Origin of the sequence: Erythrobacter aurantius (assembly GCF_023823125.1) — a bacterium.
Taxonomy (GTDB): Bacteria; Pseudomonadota; Alphaproteobacteria; order Sphingomonadales; family Sphingomonadaceae; genus Erythrobacter; species Erythrobacter aurantius.
Window position 1 is genome coordinate 377,833 of the sequence record NZ_CP090949.1, and the last position, 23,684, is coordinate 401,516.

A 23,684-nucleotide genomic window follows, 5' to 3' on the forward strand; every position below is an offset into this window, starting at 1 on the left:
CGCGGATCAATAGGCGTTCATTTTGGAAAGCAGGCCGGGGCCGATCTCTATCGAACGCAACGCCTCGACCAGCTTCGTGTCGGTAGTACCATCGCCATAAATATTCGGCGCCGAAGTATCCGCATCCTGCGCCTTGGCAATTCCCGTGGCCAGATCAGCCGCATCGGTAGTCGCGCAATCGACGGTGTTGGCATTGCGCTCACGCCCGTTCTGGCGTGATCCGATGTTGAGACAAGGTGTCCCGAGGCTGGCGGATTCGATGATGCCCGATGACGAATTGCCGACCAGCATATCCGCCTCGCGGATGGCTGCGAGGTATTCTGCGCGAGGCAGGTGATCGACAACTCGGATTTCACCCTCGCCTTCATAGCGATCAAGCATTTCATCGATCGCCTTGCCCCCGGCATCCGAATTGGGCCGCAAGACAAGCTGGCAGAAACCTGCGGCCCTGACGGCTTCGATCACTGCCTGCGCTTGCACTGCGGCTTGCTGCGCCTCCTGCACGACGGGATGATAGATCACCAGCGCGACCTTGCCATCTTCGGAAAACCCGAAACGTTCGCGATAGCTGAACGGCGCCGCTGCCAGCTCGCGAATGCCCACCAATCCGGGTGCGCCGATGGTTCTGACCAGTTCGGGCCGCTCCCCCATCCTGATGATGCGGTCTGCCGCAAGCGTGGTCGAGCACAGATGCACATGGGCCAGCTTGGTGATCGCATGGCGAAAGCTTTCATCGAGCGTACCGGAGCGCTCACCCCCGCCGACGTGGATGACTGGGATGGCGAGATGCATCGCGGCAAGTGCGCCGGCCAGCATTTCACCCCTGTCGCCCAGCAGCATGACCGCATCGGGCCTGTCCGCGCTCCAGAATTCTGTCAGCCCGCGAAGTTCGGCCGCCATGGCCAGCGCCATCTCGCGGCCGTCCTCACCGCTCAAAGGGACCTCGATCCGCGCGGCAATCTCAAGTCCGGTTGCCTCGATATCGGCAATTGTATTGCCATAGCCGGGCGCGAGGTGCTGCGCTGTCGCGACAATCCGGCACTCGAAGTCTGCAGCCGCGTCAAGCGCGCGCAAGCACGGCAGCATCAGGCCGAAGTCGGCGCGGCTTCCGGTGAGATAATCGATCCGCATCGTGTCAGCCGCCCAGCACCCTTGCCGGATTGCCGACAACAGTGGCCCCTTCAGGGACGTTGCGCGTGACTACCGCACCCATTCCGATCACCGCGCCTGCGCCGATGATCAGGGGCTCTCCAGGTTTGCCCGGACGGATCACCGCGCCGGTTCCGATGTAGACATCATCGGCAATATGGACGTTACCGTTCACCTTGGCTCCGGGCGCGAGCGTCACCCGATCTCCGACAACGCAGTCATGCGCGATATAGGCATAGATGTTCGCCTGAAACAGTTCGCCGATCCTCGTGTCGGAGGTGACCATGGAAAACGGGCAAAGCACTGCGCCTTTGCCCAGTTCGACATTGTCTAGGATCATTGCGTTCGGTGCCACCAGCGAGCCGACGGGGACGCCTGCCGCCCTGCATTTATCCGCAAGAACCTGACGCACTGCGCCGCTACCCACAGCCAGCACCGCTTCGCGAGATGCGGCTTCGCAGCGTGCGAATTCGTCGAGGCGCATCACCTGATATTTCCCGACAAGCGATCCGGCAGGGGCATCGTCGATGAAGACCGTCTGCCAGCTTTCCGGCGCATGGTTTTGCGCGGCATATTGCGAAAGCACCGGGATGACTTCGCGCCCGAAGCCGCCCGCGCCATACACGCCTAGCAGATGTCTGGTGTTCATGCCGCCTCCCCTCCCATATCGCTCAACCGGACCTGCGTATCCGCCGAAACCGCGCGCGCAAGCGTTTGTCCGCACAGCTGATCGATGAGATCGGCGGGGAGGCCGGTTCCGGGCCGCTTGGCGCATAAATCATCAGCCGTCAGCAAATGGCCCTCGGCAAGATCGCGCGCGTAGACAAGGCTCTTGCGCGCTACGGCCCTGGTTGAAAGCTCGGCTTCGACCGGCCGCTTGATCCCGTCGCCAAGCCCGGTTTCGAGAGCCCGCAAGGTATCGACCATCGTTCTGAAATCGTGCGGTTCCATCGACGCGGCATGATCGGGCCCCGGCATCGCTGCATCGAGTGTGAAGTGTTTTTCCAGAACCGCCATGCCCAATGCGCGTGCGGCGATGGCAGCAGTCTGGCCCAGCGTGTGGTCCGACAAGCCGACCGGGCAATGAAACGCCGCAGCGAATGTGCGAAGGACGCGCAGATTCTGGTCTTCCAATCGTGCGGGGTAATCCGAAACGCATTGCATGACTGCAAAATCGCACGAACCGCGCAATTCATCGAGGGCGCGATCGACTTCGCCGAGACTCGCCATCCCGGTCGACACCAGAACCGGCAACCGCGATCTCGCCGCCTGTCGCAGCAGCGCCAGATTGTTGATCTCACCTGACGGCCATTTGAGACAAGCGGGCGAAAGGGAGACGACGAAATCCAGCGCTTCGGGATCGAAAGCGGTGGTGAGAAACTCGATGCCGATCGCGTCGCAATGCCGTTTCAGCTCGACAAAGTCGGCGAACTGCAGCTCCAGCCGTCGCACCATGTCGAACTGACTGCCATCACCTGTTTGCCGCTTCTGGTAATCGGCCTTTGGCGCGTCGCGCAGGATGTTGGCTTCGGTCTTGAAGGTCTGGAACTTCACCGCATCGGCGCCGCTTGCTTTCGCTGCGTCGATCATCTTGTGCGCGATCTCGAGATCGCCGTCATGATTGACGCCAATCTCGGCGATGATGAAACACGGGTCTCGGTCCGACAGGGAACGGCGGCCAATAGCGATCGCATGATCAGGCTGAGACATTGGAAAAGCTCGCTTCATGGGATGGGGTGGAAAGATCAAGGCGGGCCACCATCACGCAAGCGACGCCTGCGCCACACACCCCGCCAATTACGATCGACCAGGCAAGGAGCGCGGCCGAACCAGTCAGAACGGCGAGGATCTGAGCGGCCAAGCCAGCAATCAGGATGGCTGCGGTTACCGACAGAACCGCCATATGCCGCTGCGCCGTGACCAGCAGGCGCTGGCTCATTTCGACGATTGGCGTCAGCACGATCAGCGGCAGGAAGGGCAGGCTGGCGGCAAGCACCATCAGCAATTCCGATGATGCGAGCGCTGCGGGCAGTGTCGACTGGTCTGGGAGCAACGCGATTGCCGCGACAAACGCGGCCATGATCGCGAGATTGATCATGGAATAGACCGCGATCTGCCGCTTGCTGCCGGCAGTACCGCGCGTGACCAGCTGCGCGAAAAACCCGGTGCCAAGCACGAACCAGAGCGATGTGATCACGAATTGCGGTACCTTGAGCCCGTAAGCGATCATCGTTGCCTCACCCTCGCCCAGCTCGCGTGCGATCATCGCGGCGGTCACGGATATCGCGGCAATCGCGAGCATGGCAGAGCCTCCGGCCAACGTCCGGCCCAATCGCGTTCCGAACAGCGAGGAGGACTGCGAAGGCGTGGATTGATCGGCCTCGCTCGAGCGCAGCAACAACACGGTGAAGATCACCGCACGCAAGACAAAGCTCAGCATCAGGCCCAGCGCATAGGTGACGATGTCGAGATCGAACACCAGCAGCGCTGCAACCAGCGGAAGCGAAATGATCAGATTGCCCGCGATCACCGGGGTACGCTGGTCGCGCGAAAGGAACAGCGCCACCTGATATTCCGCCAGCAGGCTGAACGGGACAATGAAGGGCACGATCAAGGCGACCTGCCATGAACTTGCCCCGCCCTCTTGACCCGCAATGGCGACATAAGCGGTGCAAAGGACCAGCGCGGCAAAGCCCACTCCGCAGCCTAAGCGCAATCCCTCCAGCAGCAGCTGCCTCGTGGCAAGAGCAGAGCGGTATTGTCCGGCAATCGGCGTAAGGCTGGTGACGATGCAGATGCCTAGCGCCCCGGCGACGAGGGTAACGAGTCCGTAGAGCACGACAAAGACATCAAGCTCTACCCCGATCCCCAGCGTCTCCAGCAGCACGAGTTCCCGGACAAAGCCGATCAGTTTGGAGACGAAGGTTATCGCCATCAGGATCAGCGTCGAACCAAGCGCGCGGCTCATTTGCCCGCTCCCGCAAGCGTCGAGAGATGATGCTCTGCTCTCTCGAAATCCACCGGCCAATCGATATCGATGTCCTCGCCCGGTGCCGTGCAGGCAAGCGGGTGGCAGCGTGGTGGCAGAAAAGATTGTGTTTCGCGCAGGGTGGCAGCGCGGATGGCGTAGAACGACCCCGTCAACGCCCATGCGCGGGGCAGGTCCTGACTGCGTTGCGCGGCGCGCGCTGCGTTCGCGCTTTCGATCAAGAAGACACTGCCGTCTGGATGCTCGAGCAGGCAATGCAAGGGGTGGTGCGACGGCTCGGTCACGCCAACCACCGCATCGACATCGGGTGTCTCGCTCAAGATCGACAACCCTTCGTCGATCCGGCCTTCGGCGCGAAACGGCGATGTCGGTTGCAGCAGGCAAAGGCTGCCCCAGTCGCGCCCCGAAGCTCTTTCGCAATCGAGCGCATGCAGAGCGACGTCAACGCTGCTGGCGTGATCGCCCGCCAGGTCCTGCGGTCTTTTGAGAACGTCCACGCCCATATGCCCCGCCAGCGCGATCAAATCAGGATCATCGGTGGACAACAGAACCTTGCCGATCGAGGCTGCCGCCAACGCCGCTTCGAATGTCCACTGCGCCAGCGGCTTCCCGCCCAGCAGGCGCGTATTCTTGCGCGGGACCCGCCGCGAGCCCGCCCGCGCCGGGATCAAGGCGAGAACATCAGGCCGCATCGGAGGGGTGCACCTGCTGTCTGTCATCACCGAGGAACTCGCGCGCCCACAATTCGATTGCCATCAATGCGCGAATTTCGCGCGTCCGGTTTTCCGTCCCTGCGACATGCGCATCAATGTAGGAGGCCATGATGCCCGTATCGAACAGGCTGCGCGTAAGAGAGTCATTCCCCAGCAGCGTCGCCCGCGCGACGGGTGCCAGCCTGTCCTTGAACCATTCCCCGATCGGCACGGTGAACATCTGCTTCTTGCGATAGGCGAGGTCGGCCCCGATCATCGGCGCAACGGCCTTCTTGAAGAGATATTTGGTTTCGCCATCGCGCAGCTTGAATTCGGCGGGCATGGTGAAGGCGAACTCCATCATGCGGTAATCCAGCATGGGCGTCCGCGCCTCCACCCCGACAGCCATGCCCATGCGATCCGGCTTTACCAGATTGTTGCCCGGCAACAGCAATTGCATGTCGATATTCAGCGCCTGGTTGAGCCGGTCCCAGTGGCGGCTTTCGTCAAAATGGTGCCCGACAAGATCGCCTGCCGCCGCTTCGTCAACCTGCGCTGCGAATTCGGGCAGGTACAGCCGCCGCTTCTCCGCCGCATCAAACAACGAGATATTGGTGAGATAAGCGGCGCGGAAATCCTCTTCGCTTTCGCCCTCGGGCCGCGCGGCGAAGAAGTTGCGATATTTGTCATAGCCCGCAAACAACTCGTCCCCGCCGTCGCCCGTCAGCACGACCTTCACATGGCGCGAAGCGAGTTCCGAAACCCGCCTGGTCGGCATGAAAGAGACATCGCCATGCGGCTGGTCGAGATGCCAGATCACGTTGGGCCACTGGTCGATCATGTCAGCTTCGACGATTTCGCTAATGTGATCGGTACCGAACCGCTCGGCTGCAAGCCGGGCGCTGGCGGATTCGTCAAATCGCGGATCGTCAAACCCGATAGAGAAAGTCCTGACCGGACGATCCATGTTGCGAGCCATGAACCCGACGACCGAGCTGGAATCGACGCCGCCTGAAAGAAAGGCCCCGAACGGTACATCGGACCTGAGCCTCAGGCGCACGGCATCTTCGAAGGTGTCGAGGAATTCGCCGGTCCAGTCCGCTTCGCTGCGATTGGCAAGATCGCGCGCGGTAAGCGACCACCAGCGCTTGATCCGCATGGGCTCCCGGGCGCACAATTCGGCCATGCAGCCGGGTGGAAGGTGGCGGACCCCGACAAAGGCGGTGTGCGGCGGCGGCACGTAGTTGAAGGTCAGGAACAGGTCGAGCGCCTGCAAGTCGATCCTCGGCTCAATTCCTGCGGCGAGGATCGATTTGATTTCCGAGGCAAAGGCAAACCCGTCACCGGTCTGCGCATAGAACAGCGGCTTTACCCCGATCCGGTCGCGATAGAGACGCAGGCAGCGATCGCGATTGTCCCAAATCGCAATCGCGAACATCCCGTTCAGGCGGCTGACGAAATCCGGGCCCCAGTGGAGATAGGCCCGCAGCAGCACCTCGGTATCGGAATGGGTATCGATGCGAACGCCAAGGCCGCGCAGCTCTTCAGCGAGTTCGACATAGTTGAAGATCTCGCCATTCTGCACCAGCGCCACTTCGCCGTTGTCGGAGACGAAGGGCTGATCGCCATGTTCGACGTCGATGATCGCAAGCCGCTGGTTCGCGATTGCCACCTGTCCGTTGCAGAACACCCCGTCGCCATCCGGGCCGCGATGCCCCTGCACCCGCGACATCGCCGCAATGCGTTCAATCGGGACGCTGCGGCCGGAAAACGACCAGAAACCGGAAATGCCACACATGGTCAGACAGTCTTTCGGATGAACACGGTGCGCACCGTTTCGAACAAGATGGCCAGATCGCGCGAAAGGCTGGCACTGGAGACATATTCGAGATCGAGCGCCAGCCGCTCCTCGGCGGTGGCCGCCGACCGCAGCCGCGCTTGTGCAAGTCCGGTGATGCCGGGCCGCACCTGATGCCGGCGCTGCCAATCTTCGGGGGAATAGTTCGCTTCCTGCATCGGGGTGTCGGGGCGCGGGCCGACCAGGCTCATATCCCCACGCAACACATTGAAAAGCTGTGGCAATTCATCAAGGCTGGTGCGGCGCACGAATTGCCCCACGCGTGTGATGCGGGCATCCGTCGCCGAAGTTGCATAACCACCGCGCTCGGCAGCGTCCTGCACCATGCTGCGCAGCTTGAAGATCGTGAACGGCTGGCCATTGAGGCCGATCCGGGTCTGCCGGAACAGCGCGGGGCCGGGACTGTCGAGCCTGATCCAGACCATCAGCACCGCGAGCAGCGGCGATGCGGCCAGCAGGGCGGCGGCGCTGACGGCAATGTCGAACAGCCGCTTCACGCCGCGCTCTCCCTCCGCTTGCGGATCTGGGCGACAATCGTCTCGATCCGCGATCGCAGTTCGGAAGTGTTGGCGGCCTTTTGCTCGTCGCCTGCCTCCAGTGCGGCATCGTAGAGATCGAGCAGCTTGCCCACTTCGCGCTGCATCACATCGAAATTGCCGGTGGCAAGCACGCTGTCGCTCGAGGACTGCCGGGCAAAGGTGCGCGACAGGTTCACCCTTGTGGAGCCGAGCCGCGCATGTTCGCGCACGATGAATTCGGCGGGCAGATCGCCTTCGCCAATCCGGGCAATACCACCGAAACCGAACGGCTTGCCCACCCGGCGGAGCGCGGCGCAGGCGCTTTCCAGCATGCCGTTAGCCAGCGGCTCGAACATGAAATCCAGCCCCAGCGAGATATGCAGATCGTTGAGGCCGATGAAGGTTTCGTCGACGGCCTGATGCGCTGCCACCCGCTCCAGGATCTCAAACGCGTCCGCCGTTTCGACCAGAGGAATGAAACGGCATCGACCGGCAATCATCGCACCGATCTGTTCGATTTCCTCGAGTCGGCGGAACATCGGCAGCATGATCGCCCCAGCGCCGCGCTCGATCGCGGAATCGATTTCAGCGGCGCTCCCGTCAAACAGCGGGTTGATCCGCACCATCAGCTCGGCCTGTTGCAGCGCCCCGGCCACCGGGCCGATATCGTCGAGAATGTGCTTGCTGATCCAGGTGTCGCGGAATTTCTGACGTTCGAATTTCCCGTTCCGCTCAAGATCGACCATGATCCTGCCCACGCCGCAAAGCTCTGCAGAGCGGGCCAGATCGGGATCGGCGGTGATAAGGACAGGGCAGAATTTCGACATCACCGGCTACCCTGCAAGCAGATAACGCAGCTGTTCCGCGATCCGGATGACGGTTTCGTCGGACATGTTGGAACCTGACGGAAGGCAAAGCCCGCAATCAAACAGATCATCGCTGACGGAGTGGTTCTCTCCATGCGACACATATTCGCAGCCGGCAAAGACGGGTTGGCGATGCATCGGCTTCCACAGCGGGCGCACCTCGATCCCGACGACCTTGAGCGCCTCAAGCAATTGCACCGGGTTCTGCCCCATTTCGCGTTTGAAGGTGGCGGTGGTCAGCCAGCGGGTCGAAAAATACCCCTCGGGTTCTGGCATCCATTCGATCCCTTCGATCCCGGCAAGCACCGACCGGTAGAGCTCGAATATCTCGCGGCGACGGGCCACGCGCTCGTCCAGCACCTTGAGCTGTCCGCGCCCTATCCCGGCGAGGATGTTGCTCATCCGGTAATTGTAGCCGATGTGCTTGTGCTCGTAATGGGCAGCGGGCTCACGCGCCTGCGTCGACAGGAAACGGGCACGCGCGATCAGCTCTTCGTCATCCGAGCACAGCGCGCCGCCGCCCGAGGTCGTGATGATCTTGTTCCCGTTGAAGGAAAAGGCGGAAAGCTTGCCGAAACTGCCCGATTTCCGGCCCTTGTATGTCGCCCCAAGCGATTCCGCCGCATCCTCAAGCACGGGGACACCATAGCTGTCGCAAAGCTCAAGCAACGGATCCATGTCAGCCGATTGGCCATAGAGATTGGCGATTACCACCGCGCTAGGCAGCTTTCCTCTTGCTGCGTCCCGGCTGAGCGCCCGCTCCAGCGCGGCAGGCGACATGTTCCAGGTCTCCGTTTCGGAATCGATGAAGACCGGTTCGGCGCGTTCGTAACGGATCGGATTGGCCGAAGCGGCAAAGGTGAAACTGGGGCAATAAACCCGATCCCCGTCTTTCACCCCCAGCAGGATCAGGCCCAGATGGAGCGCCGCCGTGCCCGAGCTGAGCGCGGCGACGTGGGCGTTGTTGCTGTAGTCGGCCAGTTCACGCTCGAAGCCTTCGACTTGCGGCCCCAGCGGCGCGATCCAGTTGGTATCGAACGCCTGCTGGACGAATTCCTGCTCAAGCTCGCCCAGATGCGGCGTCGAAAGAAGCACCGGGCCGCTGAACTCGCGCCGCTCCAGCACACGGGGGCGGCCTTCGGCATCCAGCCGGGGAATGGCCGTTATCCTGTGTGTGGCAAAAAGCGCCTCAAGCTCGGCAACCGAAGTGTCCATCCGTGCGGCGACTGGCGTCACCGGGGGCAGGAGCGACAACGCGGCATCGTTTCCGCTACCTGCAAGGATCATTCGCCGCAGATCGCCGTCGGTCACCAGCCGCAGAAGCCGCCCGTCATGATCCAGAACCAGCAAGGGACCGCCACCTGTTTCGTCGAGGCGCTGAAGCGCTTCGGCCAGAGACAAGTCTGACGTCACACACAGTCGGGCGAGCGATGTGGCCACCGGTACAGTCACAATGACGCCCCCCTTTGGATTGCGGAATTGCCGCACGCGGCTTCCACAGGGTGAGTGGTATGCCAATCAAAGCGCTGCATAGACACTCTCGATCCGCTCGCCCAATGCCTCGCGCATAAACAGCCGACGGGTGCGCTCAAGCCCGTGCCATCCCATAGTTTCGCATTCCGCGCGATCGTCCGCCAACCGTTTCAGGGCGGCAACCACGCCGTCGATATCACCAAGAGGGACAAGGATGCCGCTCGCCTGATCGCTCACCACTTCGGGAATGCCGCCGATAGCGTAGGAAACTGCCGGCAGCCCCCTTGCGTGAGCTTCTGCCAGAACAATGCCGAAGGTTTCCTGCGGGGAAAGGTGCAGGAAGGCATGCGCCCGGTCGAGCTCGGGAAACACGTCGCTCAAGGCACCGGTAAACCGCACCCGGTCGGCAATGCCGATGGTCTTGGCATGCTCTTCGAGCGATGGCCGTCTGGTGCCGTCTCCAACCAGAACCAGTTCAAGCTTTCGCGGCGGATCAAGTGCGGCGAGCCGTGCGACCGCGTCAATCGAGGCGCGCTGGCCCTTGTCGCCGTTCATCATCGCAATGCCCACGATCCGGAATGTATCGTCCGCCCGCCTCGCCTGCCACAGGGCATCGAAACTGCCTTTGTCCGCAAGCAGTTGATCTGGAGCCAGCACCCCGTTGTAGACCGTCGTGATGCGCTCTTCCGGAACGCCATGGCGAACAAGATCGCGCTTCACGAAATCGGAAACCGCGATCAGCTTGAACGGCATGCGTTTCAGCAGGCCCTCCTTGCCCGCGCCAAGTACCGTGTTCACCACCTTCGCCTTTAGCCCGGCACTGGCCAGCCACCCAATCAGGCCTGCCTGCGCATTGAAGCTGTGCAGGATGGCATGGCCGCCGTTTTTCACGATCCGGCGCAGGGCGGAGGCGCCTTTTGCCATCCGGATCGCAGTCCGGTCACCCAAGTCGAGGCCGGGGACCAGATGGACCGGAAAACCGGCCGCAGTGAAACGATCCGTCAAGGCATCGCTGCCCACGGCGACCTCCACATGCCAGCCGCGATCACGCAGGGCGCTGGCGACGCCGAACATGAGCACGCCCGGCCCGGCAAGACGCACATCGGACCGCATCAGCAAGACACGCTTATCGGTAATCAATCATCTCCTCGAGCACAGCAGCAACGTTGCCAAGACTGTTTGCGGGCATCGAGAATTGGGATGCGACCCCCAGCGCCAAGGCGCGGTCGATAGCCATTTCCAGCTCGGTAACGTCTTCGTTCGCCATGGCAATGCCATATTCTTCGAAACGACACTGCCGTGCGATCTGCGATCCCATTTGCAACACCACGGGGATACCGGCCAGCGCTGCCTCTATCCCCACGGTTGAGCCATGAGTGATCACGATGTCGGCTGCCAACAGGTCTTCCGCAAGAGTAGGGCCAGCGGCAGCGCGCGCTTGTTCGTTGGGGTGGAGGCGGACCCGCAGTTCCAGATCTTCCCTTTTCGCGGCAATCCGGTGCAGCTCGGTGATCACGCGCTGCTTGTGTTCCGCATCCTCGGCAGGAAGCGGCTGCGAGGCGTAAAGCACCCTGCGTGACCCTGATCCTGATGAAGCGGCGCGGTCTTTTCGCAATTCGGCTGCCGATGCAAACGCGGGATTGCCCGTAACCACGATCTTGGACGGGTTATGTCCGGATCGGATCAAGACATCACGTACAGGTCCGCTCAGAACGCAGATACGATCGGCATAATCAGGATCGTGCAGCCAGTGGTTGGACTCGCTGGCCAGCGTGTCGTTTAGCACCACAGCAGGTATACCCTGCAACTGGGCCGTATCGATGATCGCCTTTTCCGCCCTGGGAGAATTGGTCGTCAGCACGATATCCGGCCGGACCTGCGCAATGATGCGCCGGGCAAGCTCGCCATGCTCGAACGCCACCCTGCCCCTTTCGCGGTAACGCGCCTCGGCCTTTTCGCGGCCCAACTGGGTGATCAGGTCATGAAATCCAAGGCCGTGATAAGCATAGGTTTCCTGCGCCGAAACCGGCCCATGATCCGGAACCTCACCAGCAATTTCACTCCCGAGATCAAGGATTTCCTCTTCACCGTCGGCAACCAGATCGCGCGCCTGCCAGACCTGTAGCCGCGAATGGCGGGCTTTTTCGTATGCGGTTGTGAGCGCGAGGAAATGAACCGTCCACCCTTTCTGCGCCATTGCAATGGCCACGGGCAGGCAGGCATTGACGTGGCCCCCGCCATAGGCTGCGCAAAGAAGGATAGGAGCTGACAAAATACGACGCTTTCGTGCTTGATCTACCGTGATTTCTTAATCGGCTCCCGCTAACAGAATTCCAACTGCGGCGCAGACTTAACTTTTCCATTTGCGCAGCGCCGGGGTTACTGCCTCCAAATCCGAGGTAAACTGGCGAGATCGAGACCAAGCCAAGGGGTGGCAATGCGAACTGTCCTCATCACCGGTTCGGCCGGGTTCATCGGGTTCCACCTCGCACGCCTCCTGCTGGACGAGGGCTTTCGCGTCGTCGGCTTTGACGGGATGACAGACTACTACGATGTCCGGTTGAAAGAGCGGCGACATCAGATGTTGCTCCAGAACCCGAATTTCCGCTGCGTCACCGCAATGCTTGAGGACTTCGACGCGCTGCATTCGCTGGCGATGGAGGAAAAGCCTGACATCATCGTCCACCTCGCTGCGCAGGCGGGGGTCCGCTACAGCCTCGAAAACCCGCGCGCCTATGTCGATGCCAATCTGGTGGGCACTTTCAACGTCATGGAATGCGCGCGCGAATTGGGCGTCGATCACCTTCTCATGGCATCGACCAGTTCGGTCTATGGCGCGAATGAGGAAATGCCGTTCGACGAGCGTCAGAAATGCGACACCCCGCTGACGCTCTACGCCGCGACGAAGAAAGCGAACGAGGCGATGGCGCATTCCTATGCCCATCTTTGGAACCTGCCGACCACCATGTTCCGGTTCTTCACGGTCTATGGCCCGTGGGGTCGCCCGGACATGGCGCTGTTCAAGTTCACGCGCGGCATCCTCGAAGGGACGCCGATCGACATTTACAACAATGGCGAGATGTTCCGCGACTTCACTTATGTCACCGATCTGGTGCGCGGCATCCGCCTGCTGATCGACAAGGCGCCGGTTCGCCCGGAAAGCACAGACGATATTCCCGAGTGGGATTCGCTGTCCCCCGCTGCCCCCTGGCGGGTGGTCAATATCGGCAACAGCGACAAGGTGCGGCTGATGGATTTCGTCGAGGCAATCGAGGCGGAATGCGGACGCGCGGCGGTGAAGAACTTCATGCCGATGCAAAAAGGCGATGTGCCCGCGACCTGGGCAAATGCGACGCTATTGCGCGAATTGACCGGGTACGCCCCGCAAACCGGAGTGCGTGACGGCATCCGCGAATTTGTCGCTTGGTATCGCGATTATTACGCGGTCTAGGCCACCATCCGGCGTTCGACAAAGCTGTAAAGCCGTGGCGCCTCTGCCCACACGCCGCGTGTGTCGACGATTTCGCCCTCTGGCCGCGCGCTCCCTTTGAAGCCTTGGTGATCGACCAGCATCACATGGATGTCCGCCCGTGCCGCCTCGGCTGGCTGCACCAGCGCCGCGCCTTCGAGCGATGCGGGCAGCGTATCGACATTGGGTTCGACCACCAAGATCGGCCCGCTGTGCCACGCGAGAATTTCTTCAGCGATTTCCAGCGCCGGGCTTTCGCGCAAATCGTCAATGTCGGGCTTGAAGGCGAGGCCGTAGACCGCGATCCGCACCTCAGCGGCGGTTTTTGCCGGGTGATTGGCAAGGTGATTGCCGAGCGCCGCCTTGACCTGATCCAGCACCCAGTCCGGCTTGCCTGAATTGACCCGGCGTGCAGTCTGGATCAGCGGCGAAGCACCGGGCGCGGACGAAACGATGAACCACGGGTCCACCGCGATACAATGCCCGCCGACACCCGGCCCCGGCTGGAGGATGTTCACGCGCGGATGCCGGTTGGCGAGCATGATCAGCTCCCACACATCGATTTCCAGCTCGTCGCAGATCAATGACAGCTCATTGGCAAACGCGATATTGACGTCGCGGAAGCTGTTTTCGGTAAGCTTGGCCATCTCGGCGGCGCGCGGGCCCGAGGCGATGACGCAATCTCCGGTGACGAACAGCTTGTACAGCGCAGCTGCCGTCAGCGAGCAGCGCTGAGTCATCCCGCCAATCACCCGATCATTTGTGATCAGTTCCTGCATGACCTTGCCGGGCAACACACGTTCCGGACAATGTGCGATCCGGATGTCGGACTGCTCACCCGCCTGCTGCGGGAAAGTCAGGTCGCTGCGATGGGCGGCAAGCCAACCCGCCATCGCCTCGGTCGCGCCAACGGGCGAAGTGGATTCGAGGATCACGATATTGCCCGGCTCGAGCACCGGGGCGATCGCCTTGCAGGCTGCCTCGATATAGGAAAGATCGGGTTCGTGATTGTCGCCCTTGAAGGGGGTGGGAACGGCGATCAGGAATGCGTCGGCAGGTTCGGGAACCATGGTCGCACGCAGGAAACCCCGGTTCACCGCTGCGCTGACGACCATGTCGAGGTCAGGCTCGATGATATGGATGTCACCGCGATTGATGGTATCGACCGTTTTCGGGTTCACATCGACCCCGACAACCTCGACCTTGCGCGATGCGAACATCGCTGCGGTCGGCAGGCCGATATAGCCAAGGCCGATGACAGAGACTTTGCTTATGGGTTTTCTCATGGGTTCACCGGCTGTGAGTGTTCGAAGTGCTGGACGATGGCGTCGCGGATCCGGGTGGAGGCTAGGCCGTCGCCATAGGGGTTGTGAGCAAGCGCCATGGCTTCATAAGCGCTCCGATCATCGAGCAAAGTACTCGCCGCGCGCACGATCAGGTCGCTATCGGTACCCACCAGCCGGACGGTTCCGGCATCGACCGCTTCGGGCCGTTCGGTGGTGTCACGCATGACCAGTACGGGTTTGCCCAGCGAAGGTGCTTCTTCCTGCACACCGCCTGAATCTGTCAGAATGATATCAGCTGCCTGCATCAGATGGACAAAAGGCAGGTAATCCTGCGGTTCGATCAGATGCACGGCAGGATGGGCGGCTAGCCGCGCCTCGACCGGCCCTTTGACATTGGGATTGAGATGCACCGGATAGATCACCTGCGTGTCGCCCCGGTCGGCAAGCCAGGCGATGGCGTCGCAAATGCGCTCAAACCCGCCGCCAAAGCTTTCGCGGCGATGGCCGGTGACAAGGATCAGCCGTTTGCTCCGATCGATACCCAGGCGCGCATCGAGCGCGGCCGATTGCGCGGGATCCTGGCTCAGGCGCTCCACCACTTCGAGCAGCGCGTCAATTACCGTATTGCCTGTCACCACGATGTGATCGGCGGGCACGTTTTCTGCCAGCAGATTGCCGCGCGACCCTTGTGTCGGGGCGAAGTGCAGCCGCGTGATTGCGCCGGCGACCTTGCGATTGATCTCTTCGGGCCAGGGTGAATAGATGTTACCGGTGCGCAAACCCGCTTCGACGTGACCCACGGTCACCCGCGCGTAATAAGCCGCCAGCGAAGCCGCGAGGGTCGTGGTCGTGTCGCCATGCACCAGCACGATATCGGGGGCTTCTACATCGAGGACAGGTTTCAGTCCGAGCAACACACCAGCAGTGATTTCGTGCAGACCCTGTCCCGGCTGCATCAGGTTCAGATCGTGATCCGGCACAATTCCAAACAGATCGAGAACCTGGTCGAGCATTTCGCGGTGCTGCGCGGTGACGCAGACGCGTGCATCGAATCGCGGATCAGCCGCAAGCGCCCGCACCACCGGAGCCATCTTGATGGCTTCGGGACGGGTGCCGAATATCAGCAAGGCCTTGATCGGTCTGGTCACGCGTTCTCAATCTCGTTGCCGCACGACCAATCGGGCCTGTGCGGCGGCTATGAATGACGAGATTGGGCCTTAGCAGAGATCGGTCAGGGAACGGTTAATGGAGCGGTTATTATTATCGCGCTCCGCCAGTCACTTGCCAGGCTCTTCTTCGGCTGCGGGAGCGGGCAATTCATCTTCCCCCGGAAGCGGCTGATCGCGTTCGCGTTCGAGGCGCTGGAGATATTCACGCTCGATCTGCTCGACCCGTTCCTGTTCAGCGGCGGCATCGGCGTCGATCGTCGAAAGACGTTCCTGCCGCGCTTCCTCGATCAGCTGGCTGAAGCGCACGTTTTCGCCCTCGGCACGGTCGGCGTAAGCGGCGTTGATCATCTGCTGCGTGCAGCCCGTAATCCCGCCGGCACCGGCGGGGCTGCACGACATCGTGCCGAAGTCACCGATGTAGCGGATCTTTTCGACGCGGCTCGTCCAGGACTCGTTCTCAGGCGAGTCGCTCTGCCGCAGATTCGAAGGAATGCGATACCGCTCAGCCTCGACCAGGATTTCGCAAACGACGATTTCGCCCGGCTGGCTGGCGGTGGGGCATTCATCCTCGCTGTATGCAATGACCATATTCACCCGCTCTCCGGTCGGTGCCTGTTCGGGTTCCTGCGCGAAAGCAGGTGAGGCGCAAACGGCGGCGGCGAAGGGGGCAACGAAGGCAAGGCGCGACAGAATGGCCATTGGGGTTCCTCTCAAGCGAGCGCGATCAGCGCTCAAGATGTTCTGACCGCTACATAGCAGCCGCTGAACCGCTACTGAAGGGTGCAGATTGGCTAAATCCGCTCACTCACCTTGATCGCGATCCGGCAGCCGAGCCTGATCGCGCCGGACAGCAGCGGATAGGCAGGCGCGTTCTCCGCTCCGTTTGCCAAGGCAGCGTCGCGGTGCTGGCGCTCGTCCTCGCGGAATTCCTCGATCATGGTGGCAAGTTCGGGATCGGCACCGGTTTCGGCGAGGCGCTCAAGCTGTTCGGTATAATGCTTGTCGATCTCTTCCTCGACAGCGGCGGTGCAGGCCATCGCCGCTTCCGGCCCAAGCAGTGCGGTGCCTGCGCCCAGCGCATAGCCGGCGGCAGACCAGAACGGGTGCAGCGCCGTCGGGCGGACCCCGCGCTTTGCCAGCATTTCGTCGAACCGAGCGCGGTGGCCCTCTTCCTGTTCGGCCATGTGGTGGATTTCCGCCGAGTGCGGGCCGCGATCACCCATGACCGCCAACTGCCCTTCGTAAATGCGGGTCGCGCCGAATTCCCCGGCCTGGTCGACCCGGATCATGCGGTGAAGTTCTTGGCGGTCCATAGTGGGCTCCTGAATCTCGTGTCTACTTACTTCCTATACGCAGCCAAGGCCACCACGGCTGCCCCACCGACGCACGATATCAGGAAGTTGAACCCGGCAAGGGAGATGCCGAAGAGTGTCCACGGCGCGACATCGCACCGCACCAGCGGGGCGGCGGAGATATCCATCACATCGGTGCCGCTGGGCATGGTGCTGCATCCGGTGATGCCTTCCCACCAGCCATATTCGACGCCCGCGTGGAAGCCGCCGATCAGGCCGGAGGTAACTATCGCGAGGCCCGCCAGCGCGACCCAGACCCGCTGCGGTGTTGCAAGGAACGACACCAGCCCGAGCGCAAGTGCGGCGAAATGGGGATAGCGCTGCCACCAGCACATTTCGCAGGGAAACAGGCCAAAGCCATATTGCGACACATAGGCGCCGCCCAGAAGCCCGCCCGAAACAGCGAGCGCGAGCAAGCGGGATTGCTGCAAACCAGTCATGCAGCCCACTTAAGCAGCGCGGCGCCGAATGGCCAGTGCGATCAATCGATCAGCGGCGTGTGTTCAACGCAACCGAGCTGGCTGTGGTGCGGCGCAGGGTTTCGAGCGCGTAGTGCAGCTGGAAATCCTCGATTCCCTGCTCCTCAAGCTGTTCCGAAGTCAGCTTGAAGCGCGGATCGTCGATCTTGTCAGATTCCATCTCCTCGTCGGCGATGCCGAGCTCGTTGATCAGATGGCCGCGCAGATCGGATTCGCGCGTCTGGAACTTCTCGCGCAGGGCGAAATCGGGATCGGACAGCTGCGGCACGCGGATATCGGGGGTGATCCCGCCTTCCTGCACCGATTTGCCCGAAGGCGTGTAATAACGCGCCGTCGTCAGCTTGAGCGCGGCATCGGGGCCGAGCGGCAATAGCGATTGCACCGATCCCTTGCCAAAGCTGCGCTGCCCCATGACCAGCGCACGGCGATGATCCTGCAACGCGCCGGCGACGATTTCCGAAGCGGAAGCGGAACCTGCATCGATCAGCACGATCACCGGCACGCCTTCGGCCATATCTCCGCGGAACACGGTTTCGGCATCGTAGAGCAGGGTTTCGCCGCGGGCGCGGCCACGTTGCGAAACGATCCGCCCGGACTTCAGGAACAGGTCCGACAGCGCAACCGCCTCGTCCAGCGATCCGCCAGGGTTGGAGCGCAGATCGAGCACCAGCCCGCTCATGCGACCGGTCGCCTCGCTCTTGAGGTCCTCCCATGCGCGGTACACATCCGCGCCGACATCGGCGGAGAATTCATTGACCGAAATGACGCCGATGTTGCCTGCTTCAAGCTTGTAAGTGACCGGCTCCAGCTCGATCACGCCGCGCGTGACATCGACTTCGATCGGTTCGTCGCGACCGGGGCGGAAAATCGTCAGCTTGATCGAAGTTCCGGCCTTGCCACGCATCCGGGCGACTGCATCGTCCAGTTCGCCACCGACGATCAGTTCGCCATCGAGGTGCGTGATGAAGTCACCCGCCTTGATACCCACTTGATCGGCAGGGCTGCCCTTGAACGGGGAAATCACCTTCACCGCGCCATCTTCGAGGATGACCGATAGGCCCAGCCCCGAATAATTGCCGTCGATCATGGTGTTGAGCCGTTCGAGATCGCTGCCGTCGAGATATCCCGAATGCGGATCAAGCGCCGCCAGCATCCCGTCGATCATGCCGCGCACCAGCACTTCGTCATCGACAGGCTCGACGTAATTGGCCTGAATGCGCTGGTAGACCGCGAACACCTTGGCCAGTTCAGGCCCGGCGCGGCCATCGACCTGAGCCATGGTGGCGGTAGTGGCCGGGATCAACGCGACGGCGGTGACCAGAGCGGCGCTGCGAAGCAAGGCGGCAATTTTCATAAGGCGGCAGAGGCTCCTTTCGCACACTTTGTATAGGTTCGTGCAGCTTAACGCCAGATGAGAGCAATTGAGCGGAATTCAACGTCCCGCTGCGGGGCAGTTAAGCGCGATAGTATTAGCATTCGGCGATCTTGGCATCGCCGCAAGCCGCCGACGTCATAGTCGGGTTAACCAAGGAAATTGAGCGGGTTAACCGGTTCGCCATTCCGGCGCAGTTCAATCGTGACGAGCGGCGCATCGCTGCCCGCCACGCCGAGCGGTGCGCCTGCGATCACTGCATCGCCAACTTCGGCCTCGATCCGGTCAAGCCCGGTGACAAGACTTGTCCAGCCGCCTTCATGTTCGATGATGACGATTCGCCCGAAGCCTCGATACGGCCCGGCAAAGGCGATCCGCCCGGTTGCGGGCGCAACCACTTGCGCGCCGCGCGCCGGAGCGAGTTCGAGGCTGGTCGAACGCATCCCGCTTTCGCGCAATTCGCCGAAGCCTGTCACAGTCCGGCCCTGAACCGGAAGTTGGAACCCGGAAAGCCGCGTGCTGGACGGACTGGGGCTGGGGGTCGCCATCGCTGATCGGTCAGACGCCGAAACCGGCCCGGCGGAGATATCGGCAGGGCGCAGGATCGGGCCGGACAAGGCCGCCAGTTCGCGGCGAAGCGTTGCGGCTTCGTCAATCTTGTCGATCAGCCCGTCGAGATCGCGAGCCTCTTCAGCGAGGGCTAGCGCCCGTTCCGCCTCGCGCGCGGCAACACCACGGGCCTCACGAGATGCGAGGCGCTGGCGGGTTTCGAGCTTTGCCAGTTCAGCCCGGCGGACCTGCAACTGTTCCTCGCTGGCCCGCAGGTTGGCGAGCGCGCGTTCGGCGCGGCGTTCGAGATTGCGGCGTTGCTCGAGCTCCGAGCGCAAGGCTGCGGTCCGCTGGCGGATTTCCGGCACCGCGGATTCGAGCACGGCACGGACATAGACGACGTCTTTGAGCGAACCGGGCTGCAAAGCCGAAAGCGCCAGCGGACGACGGGCGGTCGTTTGCAAGGCCCCGGTCAGGCGGACGAGCGGCTGCTGGCGTTCTGCCAGACGCGCGGACAGCGCCGCGCTGGCGGATTGGGCAAGCGAATAGCGTGCGAGAGCGGCAGCGATATCGGCTTCCGATGCCTGGATCTGCGCGGCAACGGATGCCGCCTCGCGCGCAGTCTTTTCCGCCTCCTCTTCCGCTTCGGAAGCTTCGCTGGCGAGGCGCGCTGCGCGGGCTTCGGCCTGCTGGCTTTCGCGTGTCGCCCGCTCCAGTTCGGCCTGCGCTTCGGCCGGTTCAAGGAGAGCGACTTCGCGTTGGGCCCAGCCTTGAGGCACGGCGACAATCAAAGCTCCGGCAACTCCGATCGAGACACAAATTGGGGCGGCGTGACGCATCATGACGCTACCCTGCCCGATGATAGGGATGGCCTGCAAGAATGCTTGTGGCGCGATACAGCTGTTCCATCAGCATCGCCCGTGCCAGCAGGTGCGGCCAGGTTGCCGGACCAAACGCCAGCAGCAGATCGGCTTCGGCCCGCTCCTGTTCGGAATGGCCGTCTGCCGCACCGATCACAAAACGGGTTTCTCGTATGCCGTCATCGCGCCAGCGCCCGAGAGTATCTGCAAGTTTCTCCGAAGCGAGCGCCTTGCCCCGCTCGTCCAGCAAAACCGTCTTGTAGGGAGTGACGGGATCGGGGATCCGTCCGCCGGTTTCGGGCAGTTCGGTAAGACGGACAGGCCAGGTCATGCGCTTTTCATAACGCGCGACCAGCTCAGCTTCGGGCGAGCGGGCAATCTTACCGCGAGCGATGACGTGAAGCAGAATGACGGTCTTATCCGTAGCCTTGAGTCGAACGGCCCGCTTGCAGGCCGCAAGGCCGACCGGCCGCCCGCAGCGATGCGGCCATAAGGCCGCGTGAGCGAAGACATCGCAGCGCGGCGGCGCTGCGACAAAGCGAATTACGCCCGGCCTGCGGCCGCTTCGTTGCCTTCGAACGACCACATGCGTTCGAGGTTGTAGAAGCTGCGGACTTCCGGACGGAACAAGTGCACGACGACATCGCCGGCATCGATCAGCACCCAGTCGGCAGCCGGAAGGCCTTCGACCCGGACGGGGCCGAAGCCGGCCTGCTTGACCTTTTCGGCAAGCTTTTGCGCGATCGCGGCGACCTGGCGGGTCGAACGGCCGCTGGCGATTACCATGTAATCGGCCACCGAGCTCTTGCCCTCAAGCGGGATCGAGACGATTTCCTGCGCCTGATCATCGTCGAGCTGGCGCATGACCAGATCGTGCAGGCTATCGAGTTGCGTATCAGTCGGCATGGCGGGAACAGCCCGTGGCGGAACTGCCGAAGCAGTGTGTGCCTGTGTCATAGGCTAGCTTTATTCTCCAGATTGTAGGGTTGAAATGGGCGTCGGCACGCCGAATGGCAAGAAGTGAGTGAAAGGGCCCCAAAAGCCTCATTCGGTCTCACCTGTGTCCGGCCATTGCTGGATATGGCGAAAAGTCAGCCCATCACGCACCGGCGTTTCACGATAAAGCCCGGCCCAATCGGCATTGGCACGACGGATAGCCGTGGCCGATCTTGAGTCCGGATCGAAACGCATGAACACCAGTGCCGGTGCGCTCCATTGCCCCCGTTTCCTGAAACCGGCGACAGACACCCGATAGCGCCTGAGCCAGGCCATGACGGGGCTCGTCATGGCCTGCGCATCATAACCGGGTCGCGCGATCACTGCAATCGGCATGGTGCGGGCGATATCGCGCCAATCCTTCCACCTGTGAAACTGCGCGAGATTATCCGACCCCATCAACCAAACGAACTCGCGCCGGGGATAGCGCCGCTTGAGCGCGCGCAAGGTGTCTATCGTAAAGCGCGTTCCGAGTTCTTTCTCGATCGCGGTCGGCACAATGGGGGCGCGGCGAGCCAGCGATTGCGCCGATTTCATTCTCGCTGCCAACGGGGCCATCCCGGCCTTTGGCTTTAACGGGTTTCCGGGCGATACCAGCCACCATACCTCGTCGAGTCCCAAAGCTTCCATCGCAAACAGGGTGATACGGCGATGCCCGCCATGCGCCGGATTGAAACTGCCCCCCAGAAGTCCGGTGCGCTTTGTGCCTGATCGATTCATCCGAGCCGGGATAGCAGCCCCTCCCGGCGCTGTCAGGAGAGCATTGCGGGACTCGGCTTTTCCAGCCGATTCGGCGCGCGCTTACCGCTCGGTCTGATTGTACGGAAACGACAAGAACGGGATTCTGGAGGAGTCTTGCTCGCAACTGAACGACTCACCGTGATAAATTCTCGGTTCGCCCTTTAGCGCTTTGGCGGGATTCGATTCTTCTAACAGCTCTTGTTAGGCCCCGGGCCGCAAAGCAAGAAAAGAAACCGGGGCCGTCTTGTCAGAAAATTCAACGTCACGTCCTTGGGTTGAGAGGCTGCGCGAGTGGTTTCCCGACCGCGAGTTTTTCATGCGGTCCCAGGGACAGGTTCGCTTCATCAAGATCTCTTCGCGGATGCAGATGGGTGCTGCTGCGGCCGCTGCCGTTCTCGCTCTGGGCTGGGCTGGCTCCATGGGGGTCATGGCGTGGAACAACTACGTCGCTGAATCGAACATCGCTTCTTTCCAAGCGGAAAAAGCCCGGGTGGCCAGCACGCAAGAGCGGCTCAAGGCCTATGGTGACAACATCGACTCAGTGGTTGAAGACCTGAAGGCGCGGCAGGAAACGCTCGATGCGCTGGTCGAGATGCTTCCCGAAGATATTCAGGCGGTTGATACCAATGTGACCGATTCCCGCGAGGAAGCGGCAGAGACGGTTGAGAAAGTCGGCGCCTACTTCCCGCAGGCTCGTGGTCTTGCCGAAGTCGAAGCACGCCAGCTCGCCTTCGTCGAGAACATGACCCGCTATGCCGACTGGCGCGCGGCTCGCGCAGAGCGCGCTTTGCGGATGCTCAACCTCGATCCGCAAGCGATGGAGCGCGCAACCCGGGACGATGTGCGGGCAGCCATGGGTGGTCCGCTCGAGATTCTTGCAACATCCGCCGACGGTTCGCTTGATCCCCGCTTCGAACGGCTGGGCCTGAGCCTTGCGCGCATGTCCGCTCTGGAACTGGCGCTAGATGGTGTCCCGCAGATCGCCCCGGCGGCAGACCAGCGCATCACTTCGGCTTTCGGCTACCGCCGGGATCCCTTCACCCGCCGTGCGGCAATGCACAGCGGGATCGATTTCAAAGGCCCTCTCGGTTCGCCGATCTACGCTGCCGCGATGGGTCAGGTTTCCTTCGCCGGGTGGAAATCCGGTTACGGCAAGTGCGTGGATATCAGCCACCCCAACGGCATGATGACCCGTTACGCGCACTTGTCGCGGATCGACGTGGCAGTGGGGCAGTCCATCGATGCGGGCGAGACCTTGGGTGGTCTTGGCAGCACCGGACGGTCTACAGGTCCGCACCTGCATTTCGAAGTTCGTATCAATGGCCGCGCGGTCAATCCGCGCCCGTTTCTGGAGGCCGCCCCCGATGTTCTCAAAGAAGCCCGCGGATCGAACGCAATCCGTTCCAACTCCCCCCGCACCCGCGACTAATTCCCGAGGACGCAGCATGGCCCAAGGCAGCTCTACTTTTTCGGTTTTCGGTTCCGATGTCGTCATCACTGGAGACATCAGCGCCTCGGTTGACCTGCATATCGACGGCAAGGTCGATGGTGACATCAAATGCGCTTCGCTAGTCCAAGGTGAGTCCAGCGTAATCAACGGCGCTGTGACGGCAGAGAGCGCGCGCATGTCGGGCCGGGTGAAGGGTTCGATCACAGCCAAGGAGCTTGTGATCCTCAAGAGCGCCAAGATCGAAGGCGACGTGCATTACGATGCGCTGACGATCGAACATGGCGCTCAGGTGGACGGGCGGTTTTCGCCCAATTCCCAGCGTCAGGCCGGGGCTTCTTTGTCGAAGCCTTCGGGCAGCTCCGATCCCCAGCTGCAGATCGCAAACTAATCTTACCGCCTCCGGGCGGCCTCAGAGA

The 23,684-nt window shown here is 62.0% G+C and carries 24 protein-coding genes; 3 read left to right on the forward strand and 21 right to left on the reverse strand.

Features of this window, described 5'->3' with window-relative positions; all coding sequences use genetic code 11:
• Nucleotides 1-6: 6 nt before the first annotated feature.
• The 11 genes from neuC to L1K66_RS01945 all read right to left on the reverse strand — a co-directional run bounded on the left by neuC (nt 7) and on the right by L1K66_RS01945 (nt 11,817).
• Entirely contained in the window at nt 7-1,170 is a 1,164-nt protein-coding gene (neuC, locus tag L1K66_RS01890) for a UDP-N-acetylglucosamine 2-epimerase (protein WP_252259375.1), read from the reverse strand.
• Entirely contained in the window at nt 1,136-1,798 is a 663-nt protein-coding gene (locus tag L1K66_RS01895; RefSeq protein ID WP_252259376.1) for an acetyltransferase, read from the reverse strand. Before L1K66_RS01895 ends, neuC begins: the two co-directional genes overlap by 35 nt.
• Nucleotides 1,795-2,859, reverse strand: a complete 1,065-nt coding sequence (locus L1K66_RS01900; protein ID WP_252259377.1) for an N-acetylneuraminate synthase family protein — start codon at nt 2,857-2,859, stop codon at nt 1,795-1,797. Before L1K66_RS01900 ends, L1K66_RS01895 begins: the two co-directional genes overlap by 4 nt.
• Nucleotides 2,846-4,117, reverse strand: a complete 1,272-nt coding sequence (locus L1K66_RS01905) for a hypothetical protein (RefSeq protein WP_252259378.1) — start codon at nt 4,115-4,117, stop codon at nt 2,846-2,848. The genes L1K66_RS01900 and L1K66_RS01905 overlap by 14 nt, the downstream gene beginning before the upstream one ends.
• On the reverse strand, nt 4,114-4,857 hold the full coding sequence (locus tag L1K66_RS01910) for an acylneuraminate cytidylyltransferase family protein (protein WP_252259379.1): 744 nt from the start codon (nt 4,855-4,857) through the stop codon (nt 4,114-4,116). Before L1K66_RS01910 ends, L1K66_RS01905 begins: the two co-directional genes overlap by 4 nt.
• Entirely contained in the window at nt 4,820-6,628 is a 1,809-nt protein-coding gene (gene asnB / locus L1K66_RS01915) for an asparagine synthase (glutamine-hydrolyzing) (protein WP_252259380.1), read from the reverse strand. The genes L1K66_RS01910 and asnB overlap by 38 nt, the downstream gene beginning before the upstream one ends.
• 2 nt (nt 6,629-6,630) lie before the next feature.
• Complete coding sequence (locus tag L1K66_RS01920; RefSeq protein ID WP_252259381.1) at nt 6,631-7,185, reverse strand: sugar transferase; 555 nt, start codon at nt 7,183-7,185, stop codon at nt 6,631-6,633.
• Nucleotides 7,182-8,033, reverse strand: a complete 852-nt coding sequence (locus L1K66_RS01925) for an aldolase/citrate lyase family protein (RefSeq protein ID WP_252259382.1) — start codon at nt 8,031-8,033, stop codon at nt 7,182-7,184. The genes L1K66_RS01920 and L1K66_RS01925 overlap by 4 nt, the downstream gene beginning before the upstream one ends.
• Before the next feature lie 6 nt (nt 8,034-8,039).
• On the reverse strand, nt 8,040-9,524 hold the full coding sequence (locus tag L1K66_RS01930) for an aminotransferase class I/II-fold pyridoxal phosphate-dependent enzyme (RefSeq protein WP_330221244.1): 1,485 nt from the start codon (nt 9,522-9,524) through the stop codon (nt 8,040-8,042).
• Nucleotides 9,525-9,590: 66 nt separating this feature from the next.
• Nucleotides 9,591-10,685: a glycosyltransferase family 4 protein gene (locus L1K66_RS01940; protein ID WP_252259383.1), complete on the reverse strand. Its 1,095-nt coding sequence runs from the start codon at nt 10,683-10,685 to the stop codon at nt 9,591-9,593.
• Entirely contained in the window at nt 10,672-11,817 is a 1,146-nt protein-coding gene (locus tag L1K66_RS01945; protein ID WP_252259384.1) for a glycosyltransferase family protein, read from the reverse strand. Before L1K66_RS01945 ends, L1K66_RS01940 begins: the two co-directional genes overlap by 14 nt.
• Nucleotides 11,818-11,982: 165 nt before the next feature.
• Between L1K66_RS01945 and L1K66_RS01950 the strand changes: the two genes are divergently transcribed.
• The gene (locus L1K66_RS01950; RefSeq protein WP_252259385.1) at nt 11,983-12,996 is read left to right on the forward strand and encodes an NAD-dependent epimerase/dehydratase family protein; all 1,014 of its coding nucleotides are present in this window, start codon (nt 11,983-11,985) and stop codon (nt 12,994-12,996) included.
• Here L1K66_RS01950 and wecC read toward each other — a convergent pair.
• The 10 genes from wecC to L1K66_RS02000 form a co-directional block, all read right to left on the reverse strand.
• On the reverse strand, nt 12,993-14,300 hold the full coding sequence (gene wecC / locus L1K66_RS01955) for a UDP-N-acetyl-D-mannosamine dehydrogenase (RefSeq protein WP_252259386.1): 1,308 nt from the start codon (nt 14,298-14,300) through the stop codon (nt 12,993-12,995). The two genes, L1K66_RS01950 and wecC, sit on opposite strands and share 4 nt — an antisense overlap.
• The gene (wecB, locus tag L1K66_RS01960) at nt 14,297-15,448 is read right to left on the reverse strand and encodes a non-hydrolyzing UDP-N-acetylglucosamine 2-epimerase (RefSeq protein ID WP_330221245.1); all 1,152 of its coding nucleotides are present in this window, start codon (nt 15,446-15,448) and stop codon (nt 14,297-14,299) included. Before wecB ends, wecC begins: the two co-directional genes overlap by 4 nt.
• Before the next feature lie 129 nt (nt 15,449-15,577).
• Nucleotides 15,578-16,168 carry a hypothetical protein gene (locus L1K66_RS01965; RefSeq protein WP_252259387.1) on the reverse strand — a complete coding sequence of 197 codons (591 nt, stop codon included), beginning with the start codon at nt 16,166-16,168 and terminating at the stop codon, nt 15,578-15,580.
• Nucleotides 16,169-16,260: 92 nt separating this feature from the next.
• The gene (locus L1K66_RS01970) at nt 16,261-16,782 is read right to left on the reverse strand and encodes a demethoxyubiquinone hydroxylase family protein (protein ID WP_252259388.1); all 522 of its coding nucleotides are present in this window, start codon (nt 16,780-16,782) and stop codon (nt 16,261-16,263) included.
• Between the two features lie 26 nt (nt 16,783-16,808).
• Entirely contained in the window at nt 16,809-17,261 is a 453-nt protein-coding gene (locus L1K66_RS01975) for a disulfide bond formation protein B (protein ID WP_252259389.1), read from the reverse strand.
• Nucleotides 17,262-17,310: 49 nt separating this feature from the next.
• Nucleotides 17,311-18,654 carry a S41 family peptidase gene (locus L1K66_RS01980; protein ID WP_252259390.1) on the reverse strand — a complete coding sequence of 448 codons (1,344 nt, stop codon included), beginning with the start codon at nt 18,652-18,654 and terminating at the stop codon, nt 17,311-17,313.
• A gap of 167 nt (nt 18,655-18,821) precedes the next feature.
• Nucleotides 18,822-20,063, reverse strand: a complete 1,242-nt coding sequence (locus L1K66_RS01985; protein ID WP_252259391.1) for a murein hydrolase activator EnvC family protein — start codon at nt 20,061-20,063, stop codon at nt 18,822-18,824.
• 4 nt (nt 20,064-20,067) lie between these two features.
• Nucleotides 20,068-20,490 carry a 23S rRNA (pseudouridine(1915)-N(3))-methyltransferase RlmH gene (locus tag L1K66_RS01990; RefSeq protein ID WP_252260560.1) on the reverse strand — a complete coding sequence of 141 codons (423 nt, stop codon included), beginning with the start codon at nt 20,488-20,490 and terminating at the stop codon, nt 20,068-20,070.
• Nucleotides 20,491-20,624: 134 nt separating this feature from the next.
• Nucleotides 20,625-21,038, reverse strand: coding sequence for a ribosome silencing factor (gene rsfS, locus L1K66_RS01995; protein ID WP_034956578.1), 414 nt, complete (start codon nt 21,036-21,038; stop codon nt 20,625-20,627).
• A gap of 87 nt (nt 21,039-21,125) precedes the next feature.
• Nucleotides 21,126-21,797, reverse strand: coding sequence for a nicotinate-nucleotide adenylyltransferase (locus L1K66_RS02000; protein ID WP_252259392.1), 672 nt, complete (start codon nt 21,795-21,797; stop codon nt 21,126-21,128).
• Nucleotides 21,798-22,134: 337 nt separating this feature from the next.
• Here L1K66_RS02000 and L1K66_RS02005 point away from each other — a divergent pair, with 337 nt between their 5' ends.
• Both L1K66_RS02005 and L1K66_RS02010 read left to right on the forward strand, forming a co-directional pair.
• Nucleotides 22,135-23,247, forward strand: coding sequence for a M23 family metallopeptidase (locus L1K66_RS02005; RefSeq protein ID WP_252259393.1), 1,113 nt, complete (start codon nt 22,135-22,137; stop codon nt 23,245-23,247).
• A gap of 16 nt (nt 23,248-23,263) precedes the next feature.
• Nucleotides 23,264-23,656: a bactofilin family protein gene (locus L1K66_RS02010; protein ID WP_252259394.1), complete on the forward strand. Its 393-nt coding sequence runs from the start codon at nt 23,264-23,266 to the stop codon at nt 23,654-23,656.
• Nucleotides 23,657-23,684: the final 28 nt, after the last annotated feature.